This window comes from Leisingera sp. ANG59 (assembly GCF_013317235.1).
Lineage (GTDB): Bacteria > Pseudomonadota > Alphaproteobacteria > Rhodobacterales > Rhodobacteraceae > Leisingera.
The window spans coordinates 78780-97012 of the sequence record NZ_WLCM01000016.1 but is presented as its reverse complement, the minus strand read 5'-3'; the positions used below and the strand labels follow the sequence as shown (position 1 = coordinate 97012).

At 65.7% G+C, this 18233-nt stretch carries 14 protein-coding genes; 7 read left to right on the top strand and 7 right to left on the bottom strand.

What is annotated here, in order from left to right; translation table 11 throughout:
* Window positions 1-6: 6 nt before the first annotated feature.
* Window positions 7-1125, bottom strand: coding sequence for a polysaccharide biosynthesis/export family protein (locus tag GKC28_RS15170; protein ID WP_174147866.1), 1119 nt, complete (start codon window positions 1123-1125; stop codon window positions 7-9).
* A gap of 101 nt (window positions 1126-1226) precedes the next feature.
* Here GKC28_RS15170 and GKC28_RS15165 point away from each other — a divergent pair, with 101 nt between their 5' ends.
* From GKC28_RS15165 to GKC28_RS15140, 6 genes are all read left to right on the top strand, one after another.
* Window positions 1227-2087 (top strand): NAD(P)-dependent oxidoreductase, encoded by an 861-nt coding sequence (locus tag GKC28_RS15165; RefSeq protein WP_174147865.1) that lies wholly within the window; start codon window positions 1227-1229, stop codon window positions 2085-2087.
* A complete protein-coding gene (locus GKC28_RS15160; RefSeq protein ID WP_174147864.1) occupies window positions 2084-2695 on the top strand; it encodes a sugar transferase in 612 nt (203 codons plus the stop codon). The genes GKC28_RS15165 and GKC28_RS15160 overlap by 4 nt, the downstream gene beginning before the upstream one ends.
* A gap of 272 nt (window positions 2696-2967) precedes the next feature.
* Window positions 2968-4848: a nucleoside-diphosphate sugar epimerase/dehydratase gene (locus GKC28_RS15155; RefSeq protein ID WP_174147863.1), complete on the top strand. Its 1881-nt coding sequence runs from the start codon at window positions 2968-2970 to the stop codon at window positions 4846-4848.
* Window positions 4849-5013: 165 nt separating this feature from the next.
* The gene (locus tag GKC28_RS15150) at window positions 5014-7230 is read left to right on the top strand and encodes a YjbH domain-containing protein (RefSeq protein ID WP_368041127.1); all 2217 of its coding nucleotides are present in this window, start codon (window positions 5014-5016) and stop codon (window positions 7228-7230) included.
* Entirely contained in the window at window positions 7227-7916 is a 690-nt protein-coding gene (locus tag GKC28_RS15145; protein ID WP_254604249.1) for a YjbF family lipoprotein, read from the top strand. Before GKC28_RS15150 ends, GKC28_RS15145 begins: the two co-directional genes overlap by 4 nt.
* A 173-nt stretch (window positions 7917-8089) precedes the next feature.
* The gene (locus GKC28_RS15140; RefSeq protein WP_174147862.1) at window positions 8090-8347 is read left to right on the top strand and encodes a hypothetical protein; all 258 of its coding nucleotides are present in this window, start codon (window positions 8090-8092) and stop codon (window positions 8345-8347) included.
* A 133-nt stretch (window positions 8348-8480) separates the two neighbouring features.
* On the opposite strand, the gene GKC28_RS15135 is transcribed toward GKC28_RS15140, so the two are convergent.
* The 4 genes from GKC28_RS15135 to GKC28_RS15120 form a co-directional block, all read right to left on the bottom strand.
* Complete coding sequence (locus GKC28_RS15135) at window positions 8481-9152, bottom strand: phosphoribosylglycinamide formyltransferase (protein ID WP_174147861.1); 672 nt, start codon at window positions 9150-9152, stop codon at window positions 8481-8483.
* 2 nt (window positions 9153-9154) lie between these two features.
* Window positions 9155-10147 (bottom strand): GNAT family N-acetyltransferase, encoded by a 993-nt coding sequence (locus GKC28_RS15130; RefSeq protein WP_174147860.1) that lies wholly within the window; start codon window positions 10145-10147, stop codon window positions 9155-9157.
* Between the two features lie 43 nt (window positions 10148-10190).
* Window positions 10191-11015: a phytanoyl-CoA dioxygenase family protein gene (locus tag GKC28_RS15125; protein ID WP_174147859.1), complete on the bottom strand. Its 825-nt coding sequence runs from the start codon at window positions 11013-11015 to the stop codon at window positions 10191-10193.
* Between the two features lie 88 nt (window positions 11016-11103).
* Entirely contained in the window at window positions 11104-11952 is an 849-nt protein-coding gene (locus GKC28_RS15120) for a phytanoyl-CoA dioxygenase family protein (protein ID WP_174147858.1), read from the bottom strand.
* A gap of 681 nt (window positions 11953-12633) precedes the next feature.
* On the opposite strand from GKC28_RS15120, the gene GKC28_RS15115 reads away from it, so the two are divergent.
* The gene (locus GKC28_RS15115) at window positions 12634-14241 is read left to right on the top strand and encodes a hypothetical protein (RefSeq protein WP_174147857.1); all 1608 of its coding nucleotides are present in this window, start codon (window positions 12634-12636) and stop codon (window positions 14239-14241) included.
* Window positions 14242-14324: 83 nt separating this feature from the next.
* Here the strand turns inward: GKC28_RS15115 and GKC28_RS15110 are convergent, their stop codons facing one another.
* On the bottom strand, window positions 14325-15581 hold the full coding sequence (locus GKC28_RS15110; protein ID WP_174147856.1) for a polysaccharide biosynthesis/export family protein: 1257 nt from the start codon (window positions 15579-15581) through the stop codon (window positions 14325-14327).
* A gap of 109 nt (window positions 15582-15690) precedes the next feature.
* A complete protein-coding gene (locus GKC28_RS15105; protein WP_174147855.1) occupies window positions 15691-17901 on the bottom strand; it encodes a Wzz/FepE/Etk N-terminal domain-containing protein in 2211 nt (736 codons plus the stop codon).
* Window positions 17902-18233: the final 332 nt, after the last annotated feature.

Here is an 18233-nt window from a genome sequence, read left to right as displayed (position 1 = left end):
AACCGGTTACTCGATCACGCCGGCGCGGCTGAAGACGCCGAAGAAGTTGCCGAAGATGTTGGAGATGGTAAGCGCATCGTTGATCGGGGATTCGGTGGCCATCACCAGGTCGCCCGGGTTGATCCGGAACTGGCGCGCCGAGAACAGCCCGTCCGCCGAGGTGAGGTCCAGCGAGAACACCACCCGCTGCTGACGCGGCCCGCGCACCCCAGGCGCCACTGCCGAGGCAGGGTATTCGCGCAGGATCAGCAAGCCCTTGGGATCGGCCTTGCCGTCCTGGAAGCCGCCCGCCACCGACATCGCATCCATCGCCGACATCTCGTCCTTGGTGAAGATGTGCAGATCCTCCTCGCCGGTGGCGCCGAAGGAGAGGAAATAGCGCTCGTCCTCCTCGACAAACACCCGGTCGCCGCCTCGCAGGAGGGTATCCAGCCGCGGATTGTTCAGCAGGTTGTCGACCGAAGTGCCATAGATGCTGCGCCCGCGCACCAGCCGGATCTGCGGGTTGTTGAGGCTGGCGCTGATGCCGCCGCCCGCCGAGATCAGCCCCATCACCGTGTAGTTGCGGTCGGGCATCGGATAGGTGCCGGGCTGGGCGACGCCGGAAACCAGGTCGACCGAGTTGTTGCGCCCTTCGGCCATCGCCAGCTGCACCTGGGCGGAGGGAACCACCGGCTCCAGCGCCTCCTGCAGCTTGGCCCGCGCCAGGTCCGGGGTCAGCCCGTTGACGTTCACATCGCCCACATAGGGCATGAAGATGGTGCCGTTGGCGGCCACTTTCATGTCCTGCAGCTGCACCATTTTCTGTTCTGCCGCGGTCAGCAGCGAATTGTCATTACTGTCCCAGATGCTGAGGGACAGGAGATCGCCTGGCTGGATGATCTGGGTCTTGGCGCCCTGATGGGCGTGCAGCCAGCCCAGCCGCTCCTGCTTGCCGGTGGGCGGCCAGGCGGCCACCGTGGGCAGCAGCGCCCGGTTCACCTTGTAGAGCGCGAAATTGGCATCCGCTTCGCCGGATTCTTTCAGGATCTCCTCGCTGGCTGGAGCGCCGCCGGGCAGGCGGCTGCAGGCTGAGGGCAGTAGGATCAGGCCGGCAGCGGCCAGCCAGGGAAGAAGTTTCAGCATGAGGAGCCTGTTATTGAGCCGCGTTGGGAACTGCTTTGATTTTCTGCCCGGCAAAGGATACTGGGCTGTCAGACAGGGTCAACAGGAACAGGCAGCAGCGCATGGGGTTTCCCGCCGCAGTGGTTCTCGGTGCAACAGGACGGATTGGGCGGCTCTTGCAGCTGTGCCCGCCGCCGGGGGTGCATTTGCGGCTGCAGGCGCGCCGCCCGCAGGCCGGGGCAGGGAACTGGCATCTGCTGGATCCGCTGGCGGGTCCGCAGGCGCTGGCGCGGCTGGCTGAGGGCGCCGGAGCCCTGCTGTGCCTGGCCGGGCCTGTGCCGGGGCGCGGCTGCGCAGACATGCAGGACCACATCCGCCTTGCCGAAGCCGCGGTGCGCGCCGGCGCGGCGGCTGGCGCTCGGGTGCTGCTGGCCTCCTCGGCGGCGGTCTATGGCGCCCAGCCGGGGCTGCTGGCGGAAGACGCCCCGCTGCATCCAGCCAGTGCCTATGGCGAAGCAAAAGCCGAGATGGAGGCGCGCGCCGCGGCGCTTGGCGCAGAGCTGGGGGTGCAGGTCTGTTCCCTGCGGATCGGCAATATCGCCGGCTTCGACGCGATCCTTGGCGGCTGGTGGCCGGGTTTCACCCTGGACCGTTTCGCTGATGGCGCCACCCCGCAGCGCAGCTATACCGGGGTGCGGTGCCTGACGCAGGGGCTGGGCGCGCTGCTTACGGCGCCGGATCTGCCGCCGGTGCTGAATGTGGCGCAGCCTGGCCCGATGGAGATGGCGGCGCTGCTGCAGGCCGCGGGCAAGCCCTTTGCCACCCGCCCAGCGCCGCCTGCGGCAATCCCGGAAGTGGCGCTGGATGTCACCCGCCTGCAGAGGCTGCTGCCCGCGCCGCTGCCCGCGGCGGATGCGGCGCAGATGGCAGCTGAATGGGCCCTATTAGAGCCGCATTTCAAGCAGGAGATCTCCCCCCGATGACCTGGCGCAAACGGATTTTCGACCTGTTCTTCGCATCACTTCTGATCGCGATCCTAAGCCCCGTCCTGCTGCTTTTGCTGCTGTGGCTCTTGTGGAAGGAGGGGCGGCCGCTGTTCTATGCGGGGGAGCGGATGAAGGGGGTGGGCCAGCCCTTCCGGCTCTGGAAGCTGCGCACAATGACGGTGGTGGAGAGCGACACCGGCGTCTCGGGCGGCGACAAATCGGCCCGCATCACCCGCACCGGCGCCTGGCTGCGCTCCAAGCGGCTGGATGAGTTCCCGCAGCTGTGGAACATCCTGAAGGGGGATATCTCCTTTGTCGGGCCGCGCCCGCCCCTGCGCCAGTATGTCGAGGCGCATCCGGAGCTTTATGCAGAAGTTCTGAAATCGCCCCCCGGCGTCACCGGCCTGGCCTCGATCACCTATCACAAGCATGAGGCGGCGCTCCTGGCGCGCTGCGAAAGCGCGGAGGAAACGGATGCAGTCTATTCCCGCCTCTGCGTGCCGATGAAGGCGCGGCTGGACCTGATCTACCAGCGCCATCAGAGCATGTGCTTTGATTTCGACATCGTGTTCCAGACCATTGGCAACATCATCCGCCGGGGGTAGACACAGTTTTAGGGATTGCCACATAGCCTGCGCCGCTTGGCCGGGGCAGGCTGTCCGGACGGCCGACACCGTCCGGCGGGTTTCCGCCATCGGCCGTTTTGCGGAACAGGGAAACCGGCTATGATAGAAACTGTGTTTTAAGGGCCGCGCACCGGATTTCAGCGCATCGGGGCCGTGTTTGATTTACTTTTTTCTGCTATCCGGCAGCAGAGGTCAGGCCGGACGGACAAACGGATATAAACCAGGAAAAAATGCGGGAATTGAGGGCAGGCATGTACAATCTGATAAGCGCGCTGTCGCGCAGGCAGAAATCCTGCGTCTTCCTGGCGGTGGACCTGGCGCTGCTGCCGCTGGCGCTGCTGTTCACCCTCGGGGTACAGCCGCTGCCCGATCCTGCCCTGACCACCCTGGCGGAACTCTTGCCGCTGCTGCCCTATGTGATGGCCGCCGCCGCCGCGCTGACGCTGTGGCTGGGGCTGCCCTATGTGCAGCTCAATGCCTATGAGCGCCATGCCGCGGCGCAGACCGCGCTGCTGGCGGGTGCCAGTGCTCTGGTGCTGGCGGGGCTGACGGCAGTGTTCGGGCCGCCGCTTGGCCCTGGCACCCATGTGGTGTTTGCAATCTGCTATTTCCTGTCCATGGTGGTGGCGCGCGCGGCGATGCTGCAGCTGGTGCTTGCCGTCTACCGCCGCGCTCAGCCGCGCTGCCAGGTGCTGATCTACGGCGCGGGCACCACTGGCACCCAGCTAGCGCAGGCGTTGAAGGCGCATGACGGCATCGACCCTGTCGCCTTTGCCGATGACAACACCTCGCTGCAGGGCATGACACTGGTCGGGCTGCCGGTCTATGCCCCGGCGCGGATTGCCGAAATCGTGCAGGCGCGGCAGATCCGCCGGGTACTGCTGGCAATGCCGTCGCAAAGCCAGCCGCGCCAGGCGCAGATCACCCAGAGGTTGCAGAAGCTGGGGCTGGAGGTGCAGGCGCTGCCCTCATTCGCCCAGCTCATTGGCGAGGAGGCACTGGTCGACAAGCTGACGCCGGTGGCGCCGCAGCATTTCCTTGGCCGCAGTGCCCGCAACGTGCCGCTGAAGGAAGCAGCCGGCTCCTACCAGGGCAAATCGGTGCTGATCTCCGGCGCCGGCGGCTCGATCGGCTCGGAACTTTGCCGCCAGGTGCTGGCCTGCCGTCCGTCGAAACTGGTGCTCTTCGAGCTTTCGGAACTGGCGCTTTACACCGTGCATCAGGAACTGGGGCCGCTGGCCGTGGAAGCGGGAATCGAGCTGGTGCCGGTGCTGGGCTCGGTCACCGATCCGCGTCAGGTGCGGATGGTGTTGAATGCCCATGAAGTGCAAGTGGTGCTGCATGCGGCCGCCTATAAGCATGTGCCGCTGGTAGAGGCGAACCCGCTGCCGGGGCTGGCCAACAATGTCTTCGGCACCCAGACCCTGGCCCGCGCCGCGGCGCGGGCAGGAGTCAAGCGCTTCATCCTAATCTCCTCCGACAAGGCCGTGAACCCGGCCAATGTGATGGGCGCTTCCAAGCGGATGGCAGAGCTCATCGTGCAGGACCTGGCCACCCGCTTCGGCGGCCGCACGGTGTTCACCATGGTGCGCTTCGGCAATGTGCTGGGGTCGTCCGGCTCGGTGGTGCCGCTGTTCCAGGAGCAGATTAGCCGCGGAGGCCCGGTCACCGTCACCGACCCCAATGTGAAGCGCTTTTTCATGACCATCAGCGAAGCGGTGCAGCTGGTGCTGCAAGCGGGCGACATGGCCGGGGGCGGGGAGGTCTTCGTGCTCGACATGGGCGAGCCGGTGCCGATCCTGCAGCTGGCGCGCCAGGTGATCGAAAGCGCCGGCTACAGCGTGCGCGACGCGGACAACCCGGACGGCGATATCGCCATCGAGATCATCGGCCTGCGCCCCGGCGAGAAGATGGAGGAGGAGCTAACCCTGAGCGAGGAGCTGATCCATACCCGCCACCAGAAGATCTTCTGCGCCCGCGAAACCGTGCTATCGGAGATCGAAGTGGCCGGTTTCCTGCGCAGCCTGCGCCAGGCGGTGGCGGTGGGCGACGAGGCGGCGGCGCTGCAGGTGGTGCGGCACTGGGTCGAGGGCTATTGCCAGCCGCCGGAGGCCGGCCGCAAGAGCTCCTGATCCAGCAGCGGACAGCATCAGGTGCGGCATGGGGGCTGCAATTGCCCGCAAAACCGCCACCGCCGGTTCCGCGGGCAATTGATCCGGCCCCGCCGCCATGGTCTAAGCTGTGTCACAGATAACAGGGCCGGCAGGCACCCGGCAGGACCAGAAGGCAGTGTTCCCGTGACCCCGATCAAGACGCATATGCGCAAGGCCCGCGTCCCGGCAGCGCTGCTGTGCTTGGCCGCCGTGCCCGGCCTAGCACAGATCCCGGACATCACCCGTGCCGTTCCGGATGCGGCGCCGGGCAGCGAAGAGGCCGCGCCGCGGCTGAAGCCGCTGCCGCCGCCCAGCCTTACTTTCTATGGCAGCCCCGGCCTGATCGACATGCCAAGCGCCGAGATGCTGCCGGACGGCCAGTATGCGGTCACCTATTCCTGGTTCGGCGGCACCTCGCGCTACAACATCACCTTCCAGGCGCTGCCCTGGCTGTCGGCCAGCTTCCGCTACAATGGCATCCAGGACCTGGGGCTGTTCGGCTTTGACACCTATTACGACCGCGGCTTTGACGTGCGCGCCCGCCTGTGGCGCGAGCGGCGCTGGCTGCCCGAGGTCACCATGGGGTTGCAGGATTTTGCCGGCACCGGGGTCTATGCGGCGGAATATTTTGTCGCCACCAAGCGGTTTGAAGCCGCCGCCCTGGGCTGGGGCCGGGCGCCCGGCCGGCTGAAGGTCTCGGCAGGCCTCGGCTGGGGGCGGCTGGGCAGCCATGGGGCGATCGGCAGCATCGGCAGCCGCCCGTCCTTCGTGGGCGGCTCCACCGGCGGCACTCTGTCGACCGACCAGTGGTTCCGCGGCGATGTGGCGCCCTTTGCAGGCCTTGAATGGCAGCCGGATGCGCGCTGGAGCCTGAAGGCAGAATATTCCTCCGATGCCTATGTGACCGAAACTCAGGACTCGGACGTGTTCGAGCGCAAATCCTCGCTGAACTACGGGGTGGAATACCAGTATTCCGACCGGCTCCGCCTTGGCGCCTATTACCTCTATGGCTCGGAAATCGGCGTCACCGCGCAGATCCAGCTCAATCCGAAACACCCGCCCACCCTGATGGCGGTGCCGGCGCCGCATCCCATCATCCCGCGCAGCCAATGGGCCACGGAAGACGCGCACTGGCGTCAGGACTGGGCGTCAAGCGCGCCCAAGTCCCGCAAGATCCGCGATCTGGCCGCCGAGGCGCTGAAGGCGGACGGGCTGGTGCTGGAGGCAGTCACCCTGACCGGCACCACGGCCGAGCTGCGCTACCGCAATAACCGCTACCGCTCGCAGAGCCAGGCGGCGGGCCGCGCTGCCCGCGCCCTGGCCCAGACGATGCCGCCCTCGGTGGAGACCTTTCGCCTGGTGCCGGTGCGCCGCGGCATTGGCCTCGCGGCCATTGAGATCCGCCGTTCCGACCTGGAGGCGCTGGAGTTCGACCCGGAAGCCGCGGATGCGCTGTTCGCTGCCGCCGGGGTGCAGGATGCCGGGGCGCTGCCCGCGGATGCGCTGTTCTCGGGCGAACTGTACCCGGCCTTTGCCACCTCCATCAGCCCCTATACCCAGCCCGCCTATTTCGACCCGGAAAAACCCTTCCGGATCGATGCGGGCCTCGATTTCGCCGCGTCTTACGCGCCGGCGCCGGGCTGGCGCATCGCCGGCGCCATCCGCCAGCGGCTGGCCGGCAACGTGAAGAACGGCCGCGCCTCCAACTCGGTGCTGCCGCATGTGCGCACCGACCAGGTGGAATATGCCCAATACGGCACCACCCTGGAGAACCTCTATGTCAGCCGCCTGTGGAAACCGGGCCGCAACCTCTATGCCCGCGCCACCGCCGGCCTGTTCGAAAGCATGTACGGCGGCATCTCCGGCGAAGTGCTGTGGAAGCCGGTCAACAGCCGCATCGGCTTCGGGCTGGAGGCCAACTACGTGGTGCAGCGCGATTTCGACCAGCGGTTTTCCTTCCGCGATTACCGGGTGCTGACCGGCCATGCATCCGCCTATTACGAGCTGGACCGCGGCTATCAGCTGCAGCTGGATGCGGGCCGCTACCTGGCCGGCGATTACGGCGGCACCTTCAGCCTGAACCGGGAGTTCGACAACGGCTTCCTGGTCGGCGCCTTCTTCACCCTCACCAATGTCTCGGCCGAGGATTTCGGCGAGGGGTCCTTTGACAAGGGCTTCCGCTTCAGAATTCCGGTGGACTGGCTGCTGGGCAAGCCGTCGCGCTCCGGCTTCGGCCTGACCATCCGCCCGACCCAGCGCGACGGCGGCCAGCGGGTGGCGGTGCCGGACCGGCTGTACGGGCCGGTGCGCGAGGCCCACCGCAAGAGTCTGGAAGATCAGCGCGCGAGGTTCTGGGAATGAGCATGTTCCGGATGACCGCCGCCGCCCTGGCCGCCGCGCTGCTGCTGGCGGGCTGCAGCAGGGGCCCTGAGAAGACCCCGGCCGAGCTGGAAGTGGTGCAGGCAGTGGCGGAGCAGTTCAGCCGCCGCCGCAACGCGCCGCCGCCGCCCGCGGAACTGACCCGGGCGCTCCTGGACAAGCAGACGCAGGCCTATATCGAGGTCACCATAGAGAACCGCGATGCCAAGGCCTATCTGACCCGCGCCCTGGAGCGCCGCGACAGCCATCCCGGCACCATCGAGGTCTGGCGCACCCAGGACAATGTTTCCATCGCCCTGCGGCAGGGCATGGTGATCGCCACCCGCGGTCTTGGCGGCGGGCTGCTGTCGGCGCAGGTGCCGACGGCGGAGGGCGCCGGCGGCCCGGTGCGCGGCGGTGCCCGGCGCTATACCGTGCGCGCCGATGGCAACAGCCAAAGGAGGCTGAACATGGCCTGCAGCCTGCACGACCTGGGCCCGGAGCCGGTAGAGATTGTCGAAATCACCCATCCAGCCCGCCGCCTGCAGGAGCGCTGCGAGGGCGCCGGCGGGGTGGTGGTCAACGATTACTGGGTCGATTCCCGCCCCGGCCGCAATCAGGTCTGGCAGTCACGGCAATGGGCCGGTCCGGAAACCGGCTATCTGCGAATCCGCCAGTTGCGGCTATGAGCTGCGCCCCATTTCCTCCCCGTTCCCGCGGCATTGCCGCAACGGGCGGGGAAAATCCGCAATGCAAACCGGATTTCAACCGTTTTGCAGCTATTCCATACGTTGAAATGGGTACACGCCTCCCCTAAGGTTGCCTCAACAGCCTTTTCCAGAGTTCTCCAAAGGAGTTTGAAATGAAACACATCCTTACTGCCCTGACCCTGGCCGCCCTGGCCTCTGCCACTGCCGTTTCGGCACAAACCGCCCCGGGCAACGGTGCGGAAGCCGGTGCCACAGGCGGCGGTGCCGGCGCAGGTGGCGGCATCGGTGCTGCGGGCGGCCTGAGCGCAGGTGCCATCGCTGGCGCCGTGGCTGGCCTGGTTGTGATCGGTGTGGTTGCAAATGACGACGACGAAGTCGGCACCACCACCACCACTACCACCACCAACTGATCCGCGGCGGGCCGGTGCCACCGGCCATGCCTGAGAGTTTCCGGGAAGCGGGCCTGCCAGGGCCCGCTTCCTTGCGTTTCCGCGGGGGCCGGTTTGAAGCCCCGCCTTTCCTTGGCAGCGGCGCGCCTGCCGGTTACCTCAGCGGCCCGGCCCGAAAGGCCAGGGCTTCGGCATTTTCCAGCGCCGGCGAGAACTCCGGGGTGGTGTAGCAGGCGCCGCTGATGCTGACCCGGTCGCCCTCCACCGACAGGCGGCCCTGGACGATCCAGTCGACCACCTGCACCAGCGTTTTGCACTGCTGCTCGAAGATGCGGTGGCGCATCTCCTCCACCGGCAGGCTGCGGTCATTGGCGCAAGCCGACTGCATGACGATCTTGCCTTCGTCCATCACGTCCTTGATCAGCTCCACCGTGGTTCCGATGACCGGGGTGTGATAGCGCAGGCCGTCGCCGAAGCCGTCCATACCCTTGAAGGCAGGCAGCAGCGAGGGGTGGAAATTGATGATCCTGTCCTGCATCGCGTGGCGGATCTCCGCGCTGTAGAACCTGGTGTAGAAGGACAGGATGTAGCTGATGCCGTGCGCCTGCACGTAATCCAGCACCTGGCCGCAGAAATCCTCGTTGCTGGCGCCAGGCAGCACCGTGGCGGGCAGGCCGTGCGCGCGGGCCGCCTCCAGCGCCGGGCCTTCGGCAGTGGCGACGGCGGAATGGGCAGCGCGGCGCACCGTATCGGTCTCCAGCACCCGGTTCATCAGCGCGCCGCCGGTTGACAGCACAAACAGGAACGAGGGCTCTGCTTTGGCCATGCTCAGAATTCTCCTCCGCGATAGGCGGGGAAATAGCTGGTCTCCGGCAGCCCCCGCGTCAGTTGCCGATAGGCCTGCTCATCGAAGATGCGGCCGCAGATCCAGGTTTGGCGGCTGCTGTTGCTCCAGCCCTGCTTGAAATGCGCAAGCCCGCCGCCCTGGCTGCCCGCGGCGCTCGCCACGCCGCCGAAATTGACCCAGCGGAGCTTGCTGCCCGCGAAGTGGTTCAGCAGCGTCCATTTGGTGGCGTAGGAGGCGCTCTTGGCATAGCCCCGGTCACTGAAGGCGGCGAGATGGCCCTGGGCCGCATCGCCATCCACGTACCAGAGGTCGAGCCCGACGGTGCCGTCTTCATCGGCAGCGCGGAACATCACCAGGCCGGGCACCCGGAACTGCTGCTCAAACGACTCGCGGGAAAAGGCGCGCAGCCCGGTGATGCCGTGCTTTTGGGCGAGCACGCCGTAAAGTTCCACCCAGTCATCAAGGTAGCGCAGCGGCTCGTCGCAGACCTCGACGGAGACCTTGCGCAGCGCCCGGCGCGCGTTCTGGCGGTGGGATTTCGACACGAAGCTTTCCAGCGGCGCGCTCAGGTCGGCGATGAAATGCTCCTTGTAGGGCGCGGCCCGGGAAAAGCAGCTCTTGAGCAGCGCTTCGTCATACGCCCCCAGCGGATCGGTGACCGCGGTGACGCTGACCAGGCCGGCAGCGCCGGCCGCCTCCAGCTCCTGCGGCAGCGCTGCCCAGTCTTCGCAGCAGAGCAGCGGGTAGAGTCCCATCGCATCGCGCAAGGCAGTGCCGGGGATTTCCCGCCCCAGCAGCCAGCTGCCGCACTGCGGCAGCGGCTGCGGGCGGCCGAGGCCGTTAAAGGCTTCGGCGTATTCCGCGCTGCGGTATCCGGGCGCGGCGCGGGCGGGCGGGTTCGCCTGCGGGTGTCCGGCCGCGTCCCCGGTCATGTCCCGGGGGGCGTCTTCAGGCAGTTCCACGGGCGCATCCATGGGCAAGCCTCCTCTGTCAGCAGGGAACGGCGGATGCGGCGGTTCAGCCGGCGGCACGCTCGGCCGCCGCCTGCTGCTGGTCGACCTGGGCCTGCAGCTCCTTCAGGCGGCTCGAGCGGCAGCGGGTGAAGAAGCGCTCGCGCGGCAGCTCGGAGAGCCGGTAGCGGGTTTTCCACTCGCCGCGCAGCAGCCGGGTGCTGCTGGGGTCGGAGGCGGGCTGGTAGGTGGCCTGCACAAGGATCCGGTCCGGGCCGCTGGAATAGGCGGGCGAGCAATGCCAGGTGCAGGTGTGGCACAGCGCGATGTCGCCGGGCTCCAGCTCCGGGCAGATCAGCGGCCAGTCGGGCGCCAGGATATCGGTGTTCACCTCGCCCGCATCGCCCATATAGCCGAAGTGGTTGGTGCCCGGGTAGAAGGAGATGCCGCCATTGTCCTTGTTCGAGGGGCTGAGCGGAATGAAGACGGTGGTTTTCTCGGGCCAGCCGTAGTCATAGGCGAAGTCGCCGTGCGGGAAGACCGGCTTGCGGCTGCTGCTGTCCTTGATCACGAAACGCTGCATGAACAGCGCCAGATCGGGGTAGAGCCGCTCCATCACATCGAGGATAGAGGCATGGGCGTGGATCTGTGCCAGTGCATCGGGCGTCGCCTCGTGCACATGCACCGGATTGAACGGATCGACCTTGCGCTTGCCCGCCAGCACCTTGGCGTTGAAGGTCTGCCACTCCTGCTGCCAGGCTTGGATCTGCTCCTGCGGCACCGCGCCGCGCAAGACGAAGAAGCCGGTCTCCCGGTAGATTTCCGGCGTGAAACTGCCGGAATCTGCCTTCGGTATCAGCTGGCGGATATCGCCGATGTCAAATCTTTGCATGGAACCCCCATTCCTTTTGCTCCTGCGCCATCCCGGGCGCCTGTGTCCGCGTGTCTTTGCCTTGCGCCGGCATCCGCCGGGCCGGCTGTCAGAACCGGTAGTCCTCGACCTTTTCCGGCAGCAGCTCGTAGCTGCGCTTCATGTCGATGCCGTAGGTCTCGTCGTCATAGGGCACCGAGCAATAGCCCATCACCGCCCGCTCGCGGGGGGACATCTGATCATAGATCTCCTGCGGCAGGTTGCCGGGAATGTCGAAGGCCTGCTTGATCCACCAGCGGCAGAAGGTGGCGATGATCGACCAGCGGGTGCCGCCGCTGGTGTTTTCGCCGGCGCCGTGCCAGAGGCGGCTGTCCCAGAAAATGAGATCGCCCGCCTGCGCCTCCAGCGGCACCGCAGTCTTGTACGACTCGGGATCGGCATATTTGCCGGTCTTGTGCGAGCGCGGCACGATGACGGTGCAGCCGTTCTCCTTGGTCTGGTCCTCCAAGAGGATCGAGCACTGCATGATGAACGGGTAGTCGCCGGTGTAGGGCACGAAGGAGTCGATATGCATCGGCATCCGGTGGTTGCTGCTGCGCGCCAGGAAAGAGCGCAGGATGTAATTCGGGTCCTCCGCCGGCAGCGAGGAAAACCACTGGTCATTGAGGAAATGCTTGAGCACGCCCTCGATCACCGGCGTGTCCAGGATCAGCCTGGAGAAGAAGATATCCTTGCTCTGCAGATTATAGACCATCGGCTGCGCCTTGTTCAGCCGCGGCATGCGGTCGGACTGTACGTTCAGCGTCTTGTCGAACCAGTGTTTGACCAGCTCCAGCGCCTCCGCAACGGTTTCTTTGCTGAAGGCCTGCGGAACGCGGGCAAACCCATGTTTTTCGATAGAAGCGATTGCGGCTGCGGCATCCTCAGCGGCAGCTGCCGGAGAAACGGTCTGATCCATAATAACCCTCGTACTGACATGCCCCGGTCATGCTACCCCAGGCCCGGCAAGGTGCTCCGGGTACCGGCGGCCGCACCTCTTCAGGCGTCTGGGGCAGAAGGCATTTTCCACCAAATAACAACTCTGCTGCAGCGCCTGCCTGCGGACGGGCATGCATATCCATGCAACCCTCAGCCCCCCATTCGGTCCTCCTGCGGAGTTCCCGGCCGCCGCACGCGCTGTGCACGTTGAGGGTAGTGTTGGGGTTTCAGCCTGGCAACTGAAGCGCCCTCCCCATTTGGGAGTAGGCCAGCCTGCAACCGGATTGGGTAGGCATCCAGCCTGCCCGCCAGCGAAGATCCAGCCCCGGCAGCCTTTGCCGCCCGCCGAGTCCGAATCAAATGCTCAATCCCGTATGATCATCCAGTCGTTTCTGTAAGGCGCCTCAGCTGAAAACCGCCGGGTGGGCGGGCCGATCCGGCTTGCCCCGTGGAGGCGCTGCAAGCCAATGAGTTTCAGCGGGTTTCAACCGCAGGTCATGGCTGAAACGGCAAACGGCAAAAGCCCGCCCATGGCGGATGCTTGCCGTTTCACTCTGGAATTCCCCACCGCCCTTGCCTCAGAGCGGTCTGCCCCGCATTCCACCAGCCTTAGGGACACCCCCGGCCTATCGAGTAAAATAATCCAAAAGGACTAGTAAGTATGGCGTCTACAATTACCCTGACGGGCGATTACGGATATGAGGCTTTCAGGTATAACGGTGGCGATGCGGTGGCGATCGACGCAACCGAAGCCACCTGGATCGTGGACAACGAAGGCAGCCAGACCAACCTGTACCCCTTCTTGGTCGACAATGCGAATGCAGGCATCGACATCTACGGCGCGACGATCAACGGCAACGTGTCGCTGACCGGGGAATGGCTGGACCTCTACGTCAACTCGGCGGCGTTCATGGTGCGCGACACCGAACAGGCCCGCATCTCAGACATCCGGATCACCCAGGCCTGGGACGCGCTGCGGATTGCTGGCAATTCCGATGGTTTCGAGATCTCCAACGTCTGGGTCACCGATGTCCGCGACGACGCCTTCGAAAACGACAACCCGGTCAGCGGCGCCATCCGCAACAGCCTGTTTGACGGCGTGTTCTCGGGCATCAGCCTGGGCCACAAGAACATGGCCGACGCCAGCCATGAGGTGCTGGAGATCGACGGCCTGCTGATGCGGATGGAATCCTATCTGTTCAAGGGCCAGATGACCCATCAGTCGCCCTTCAAGATGGAAAGCAAGAGCCCCCAGCTGAGCATCACCGACAGCGTGATTGCCATCGACAACGTCAACCACATCGGCGATTCACGGCTGCAGCTGGCCTGGGACAAGACCATCCACTCCTCAAACAATGTGTTCCTGAACCTGTCGGATGATCCGCTGCCCTCCGACTACCCGATGCCGCCCTCCGGCTGGACCGTGCTGGAAGGCCAGGAGGCCCGCGACTACTGGGATGCGGCCCAGGCGGACTGGATTGCCAGCCATGACGGGGACGCCCTGCCGGACGAGGGCGGCAACCAGCCGGACGAGAGCGATGCCCTGGAGCCGGAGGCGCCGCAGCCCGATCCGGAGCCGGACCAGGATCCTGCAGCTGAAACGCCAGTAACCGGTGACAACGGATCTTTAGCGGACGGCGTCTCCCTCTCGCTTGCAGGCAAGATTGTCCTCGACAATACAGTCTTTACCAGCCTGGAAACCGGGCCGGACGGCGAGGCCCGGACGCTTGACGCAGCCCATTTCGAAGTGGCCGCGCGGGCGGACGACATCGATGACTACATCATGTACAAGTGGAAGACCGGCGAGCTGTTTTATGATGCGGACGGCCGCGGTTCGGCCAAACAGGTTAAGATCGGCCAGTTCGACAGGCGCCTGGACCTCGACCACACCGACTTTGTGGTTGTGGGCGAGCAGGCACCAACCGTCGACAGCGACGGCACCTGGAATGGCGAAGACATCATCGCCTTCGACGCAGTGCCGGCAGACGGCAGTTTCCAGGAGATCAGCGGCTTTGCGCCCGGCTCGGACAAGTTCGTGTTCGACAGCTCTGCCTTCACGGCTTTGCAGGATCAGCAGGGCGAAATGCTGGACGAGGCTCACTTCGAGATTGCTGCACGGGCGGACGACATCGATGACTACGTCATCTACAAGTGGAAGACCGGCGAGCTGTTCTATGACGCCGACGGCAGCGGCGGCAGCGATCAGGTCAAGATCGCGCAGCTGGATGCGCAAATGGCGCTCGATCACAGCGATTTCCTGGTCCTCTGACCTCCGGGCCTGTTCCCGGGCGGCTGCCGGGCCTCCCGGCAGGCCCGGTGCTGCGCAGCATCCCTCCATTTCGACCCTTCTGGTTATTGAGAGGGCGCCGCGGCTCCGGCTGCGCTGCCGTAGATGGTCTCGACTTCCAGAACATCGCCAGGCAGCAGCGGGATGTCGCTGAGCTGGGTGGTTTCGATGCCGGCGCTGCCCGGGCGGTGGATTTCGATCCGGTAGACCGGCTTGATCTGGGAGACGATATGCTGGCCGCCAAGCGCCGCCAGGCGCTGGTCCAGCGCCGCCAGGCGCCGCTCCAGGGTTCTGAGCGAGGCGGTGCTGGTGACGATCTGCTCCAAGAGCTCTGCCCGCTGGGACTGCTGCAGCCGCGCCACCTCGTCGCTGGTGCGCGCCAGGTCCAGCTGCAGCCGGTGAATCTCGCCGGAAGTTTCCAGGGCCTGCATCGACACCTGCAGCACAGCGCGCCGCGCTTCGGTCACGTTGGAGGCCGGGGTCAGCCCGCGGTCGGCAAGCGATTGCGCCCGCTCCAGCGCCTCCTGCTCGATGCCCAGATTGGCCTGATGAGTGCGCAGCAGCTCCTGCAGCACCTGCAGCCGGTTGTTCATCTGCCGGACAACCAGTTCGGAATTGCCGCGGGACAATTGCCGTTCCGCGTTGCGGGCGTCCAGCCAGCGTGCGGCGTCCTCGCCATGGGCGGCGGCACCGGCCGCATCATCCGGCTGCTCGGTTCCGACCGCCGCCAGATCAGCTTCCAGCCGCGCCAGCGTTGCCTTCACGAAGTCCACTTCGCCCGCCACCACGTCGCGCTCCGCCGACAGGGTGATCAGCTGGGTGCCGGATTCTGGAATATCAAGCGGCATACCGAGCCCGCCGGCGCGGGCGACGGCCTGCCGCAGGGTGAGGCCCGGCCGGTAGGGCTGTTCGCCGTTTTCCCGCACATCGCCGATCAGATAGATGGGCCGGTAAGCCGCCACCGTGAGGAACAGCAGATCGCCGCTGATCTGACGCCAGACCTCCTGGCCGTCCGGGCCCACCGTGCGCACCGGCGATCCGCTGATCCGCGATGCCACCTGGCGGCGCAGGCCGTCGATGGTCAGCCCCGCCGCGTCAACCCATCCGGCCAGGGGCAGCTGCAGCCGGCCGTTCACCCCGATGGTGGAGACGGTCGTGAGCTCAGGCGCCCCGATCACGGCATAAGACACCGTATCGCCCGGCGCCAGCACCAGGCCGGAGTCCGGCCCGGTCTCCGGCCGCCCTGTCCCGGCAGACATCAGGAAAAGGGCGGCCGCCACGCTGACAACGGATAACCACATAGGCCGGATAAATCTCTGCACGTTTTTCCCCTTCGCACCTCGGCGGACCTGAACAGGTTTGGCTGTCCTCAAGAAACTAGGGCGGCACCACCTGCCAATCCAGCAGGGGCGGCGGGCCGCCTGCAGCATGTCAATTGGCAAGCGGGATCTGGTCCGCGCCATACCTTGTGACCTGCACATTCCTGGCCATCGACAGCACCACGCCTGCAACCGGAGCCCCGGCTGCCTCCAGAATCTGCAGCCCATTCTGCACCGCATCCCGGGGCGTCGTGTTCCACTTCACGACATAGACGACCGAATCCGCGTATTTGCTCAGGATCTTGGTGTCCACGGCCAGCAGAGATGGCGGGGAATCCAGGATCACGAGATCGTAGGTGTTGCGCAGAATATCGATCAGTCTCGCAAAAACAGGGGACGAGAGCATATCCACCGCGGAATTGTCATGCCTGATCTGCTCTGCGCTGGCGGCCAGAACGTGCAATCCGGTCTCCGGGTCTTTCCGGATCGCCTTGTCCAGCGCGATGGTGCCGTCCAGAACCGAAACTATATCCTGCTTGTCCAGCGCCTCGCCCAGGATCTGGTGCAGCTTCGGCCGCCGCAGATCACAGTCGACAATGATCGTTTTCTTGTTGATCCGGAAGGAAGCCAGCGCCGTCAGTGCGGCAAGAAGCGATTTGCCCTCATCCGGGTAGGAGGAGGTGAACAGCACCACCTTGGGTGGCGCCGTGTCCCGGGTCAAAAGGATACTGGTCCGCAGCCCGTGAACAGCCTCGGCAATATAAGAGCCGGGCTGGGCTGCAAAGCGTCTCAGGACCTCGGCGGGCCTGCCGCTGCCGGGCACCGGCATGGTGCCCAGCACATCCATCCCGGTGTATTTCAGGATTTCATCGGCAGAGCGGTAGGTGTTATTGAGCCGCTCGCGCAGGAACACCAGCACCAGGCTGAACAGCAGCCCGCCCAGCACCGATACGGTCAGTGCGTATTTCTTCGGTTCCGAAAAGGCTTCGAGCGGCGGCTCGGCCAGGGTCAGGATACGCGCGTCGGCGCTTTCCAGCTTCACCTGCTCGGAGGCTTCATTGAGGCGCCGGATGAAGGTCTCATAGACGCTGCGGCTGGCCTCCGCCTCGCGCTCCAGCTGCCGGATCGCCAGTTCGTCCTGGGACTGCTGCAGCACCTTGCGGTCGAGATCCCGGATCGCGGCCTGGATCATCTCCGTCTGCCGGTCCAGGGACACCCACCTGGTGCGGGCAATTTCGGCGATCCGCGCCGCTTCCTGCTGCTGCTGGTCCTTGAGCTGCTGGATCGACTTGCCGATGTCGGTGATGGCAGGATGCTCCGGCGGCAGGGTGCCCGCCAGATTGGCCTGCTGCACCCGCAGCTCGTTTTCCCGCGCCAGCAGGGCGGCCATCGGCGCGGAGTCGCGGAATTCCGGCACCGCGCCGGGGTCGGCCCTGTCTTCCAGCGCGGTTTTCAGCCGCTGGTAGTCGGCCAGCGCCGCACGGGCCGCATTCTTGGTCTCGGAATAGGTGCCGATCAGCGCTTCCAGCTCCTGCTTGGTGATCTGCAGGCTCTGCCCGGCTTCCAGCGATTGCGCCGACTGCGCCACGGCTACGGCTTTTTCCGCCTTTTGCACCCGGTCGCGCAGCTCATCCACCCGGCCCGCCAGCCAGTCGGTTGCGGCCCGGGTTGTCGACAGGCGCACGTGCAGCTGGTCGCGGATGTACTGTCTGGCGAAGGCGTTTGCCACCCGCGCGGAAGTGCCCGGATCGGAGGAAATGAAGCTGATCTCGATCACCCGGGACGAGGGGATCGGGGCAAGCCGCAGGCCTTGTGAGACATTCATCGCGACAATCCGCCGTTCCAGATCCGGGATTTCGGCATCCAGCCCGATGTCCCCCTCATCTCCGGCCGGGAAAAAATCCAGCAACGGCGCGGGGCTGGACGGATCGGACTGCTCCAGCACCGGATTGAACTCCGGATAGGTGTGCAGCTCCAGCTCCTCGACCACCCGGTTCAGCAGCGCCGTCGAGCGCAGCACTTGAATCTCGTTCTCCAGCCCGTCCTCGCCGGCCCCGGCCGAGGACACCCGGTCGCCCGCCGCGATCTCCCGCAGCTTCGGGTCGAACATGACCTTGGCACTGGCCGCGTAGGTCGGCTCGATCTTTGACGAGAAGAAAACCCCCAGAGCGGCGGCCGCGGCGGTGATCAGGAGAATGATCCAGCGGCCATGCCAGACCGTCAGGAACAGCGACCGGATATCGATGGCCATCTCCTGTTCCGCCTGCCTGGCGGCATCGGCCACCGGGTATCGCGGGATAAGCGAGGAATGCCGGTTTCTCATTCCGCGGTTTCCGGAGCGGAGGCTGGGGACTGGGACTCTGCTGGCATCAGGATTGCAACTCCGTGTAACTCGCCCTGTAGTTCGTCATCACGCCCCGGCCCGAAAGCCTGCGGGCCACACAGCAAAAACCGGCTGTGCCGGCATGTCGGCAACTGCACCCGCGAAAATGCGCATCTTCCGCAGGACCGTTTTGCCATATCCTGATGGACTTAGAGCAGGGAGCGGGGATATCGAGTTTCCTGCTGGAAAAACAGGCGGGCGGTTTGCGGACAAGATCCCAGTCCTGTGCCCCGCCCATACTCAAATCAGATTAAGCCCGGCGGCCTAATGGG

Excerpts from the sequence above, each read along its gene's own strand:
- GKC28_RS15140 (WP_174147862.1), top strand. The coding sequence starts at position 8,090 with ATGAAACACATCCTTACTGCCCTGACCCTGGCCGCCCTGGCCTCTGCC.
- GKC28_RS15130 (WP_174147860.1), bottom strand. The coding sequence starts at position 10,147 with ATGGATGCGCCCGTGGAACTGCCTGAAGACGCCCCCCGGGACATGACC.
- GKC28_RS15160 (WP_174147864.1), top strand. The coding sequence starts at position 2,084 with ATGACCTGGCGCAAACGGATTTTCGACCTGTTCTTCGCATCACTTCTG.
- GKC28_RS15145 (WP_254604249.1), top strand. The coding sequence starts at position 7,227 with ATGAGCATGTTCCGGATGACCGCCGCCGCCCTGGCCGCCGCGCTGCTG.
- GKC28_RS15115 (WP_174147857.1), top strand. The coding sequence starts at position 12,634 with ATGGCGTCTACAATTACCCTGACGGGCGATTACGGATATGAGGCTTTC.
- GKC28_RS15170 (WP_174147866.1), bottom strand. The coding sequence starts at position 1,125 with ATGCTGAAACTTCTTCCCTGGCTGGCCGCTGCCGGCCTGATCCTACTG.
- GKC28_RS15125 (WP_174147859.1), bottom strand. The coding sequence starts at position 11,015 with ATGCAAAGATTTGACATCGGCGATATCCGCCAGCTGATACCGAAGGCA.
- GKC28_RS15105 (WP_174147855.1), bottom strand. The coding sequence starts at position 17,901 with ATGAGAAACCGGCATTCCTCGCTTATCCCGCGATACCCGGTGGCCGAT.
- GKC28_RS15135 (WP_174147861.1), bottom strand. The coding sequence starts at position 9,152 with ATGGCCAAAGCAGAGCCCTCGTTCCTGTTTGTGCTGTCAACCGGCGGC.
- GKC28_RS15120 (WP_174147858.1), bottom strand. The coding sequence starts at position 11,952 with ATGGATCAGACCGTTTCTCCGGCAGCTGCCGCTGAGGATGCCGCAGCC.
- GKC28_RS15165 (WP_174147865.1), top strand. The coding sequence starts at position 1,227 with ATGGGGTTTCCCGCCGCAGTGGTTCTCGGTGCAACAGGACGGATTGGG.
- GKC28_RS15155 (WP_174147863.1), top strand. The coding sequence starts at position 2,968 with ATGTACAATCTGATAAGCGCGCTGTCGCGCAGGCAGAAATCCTGCGTC.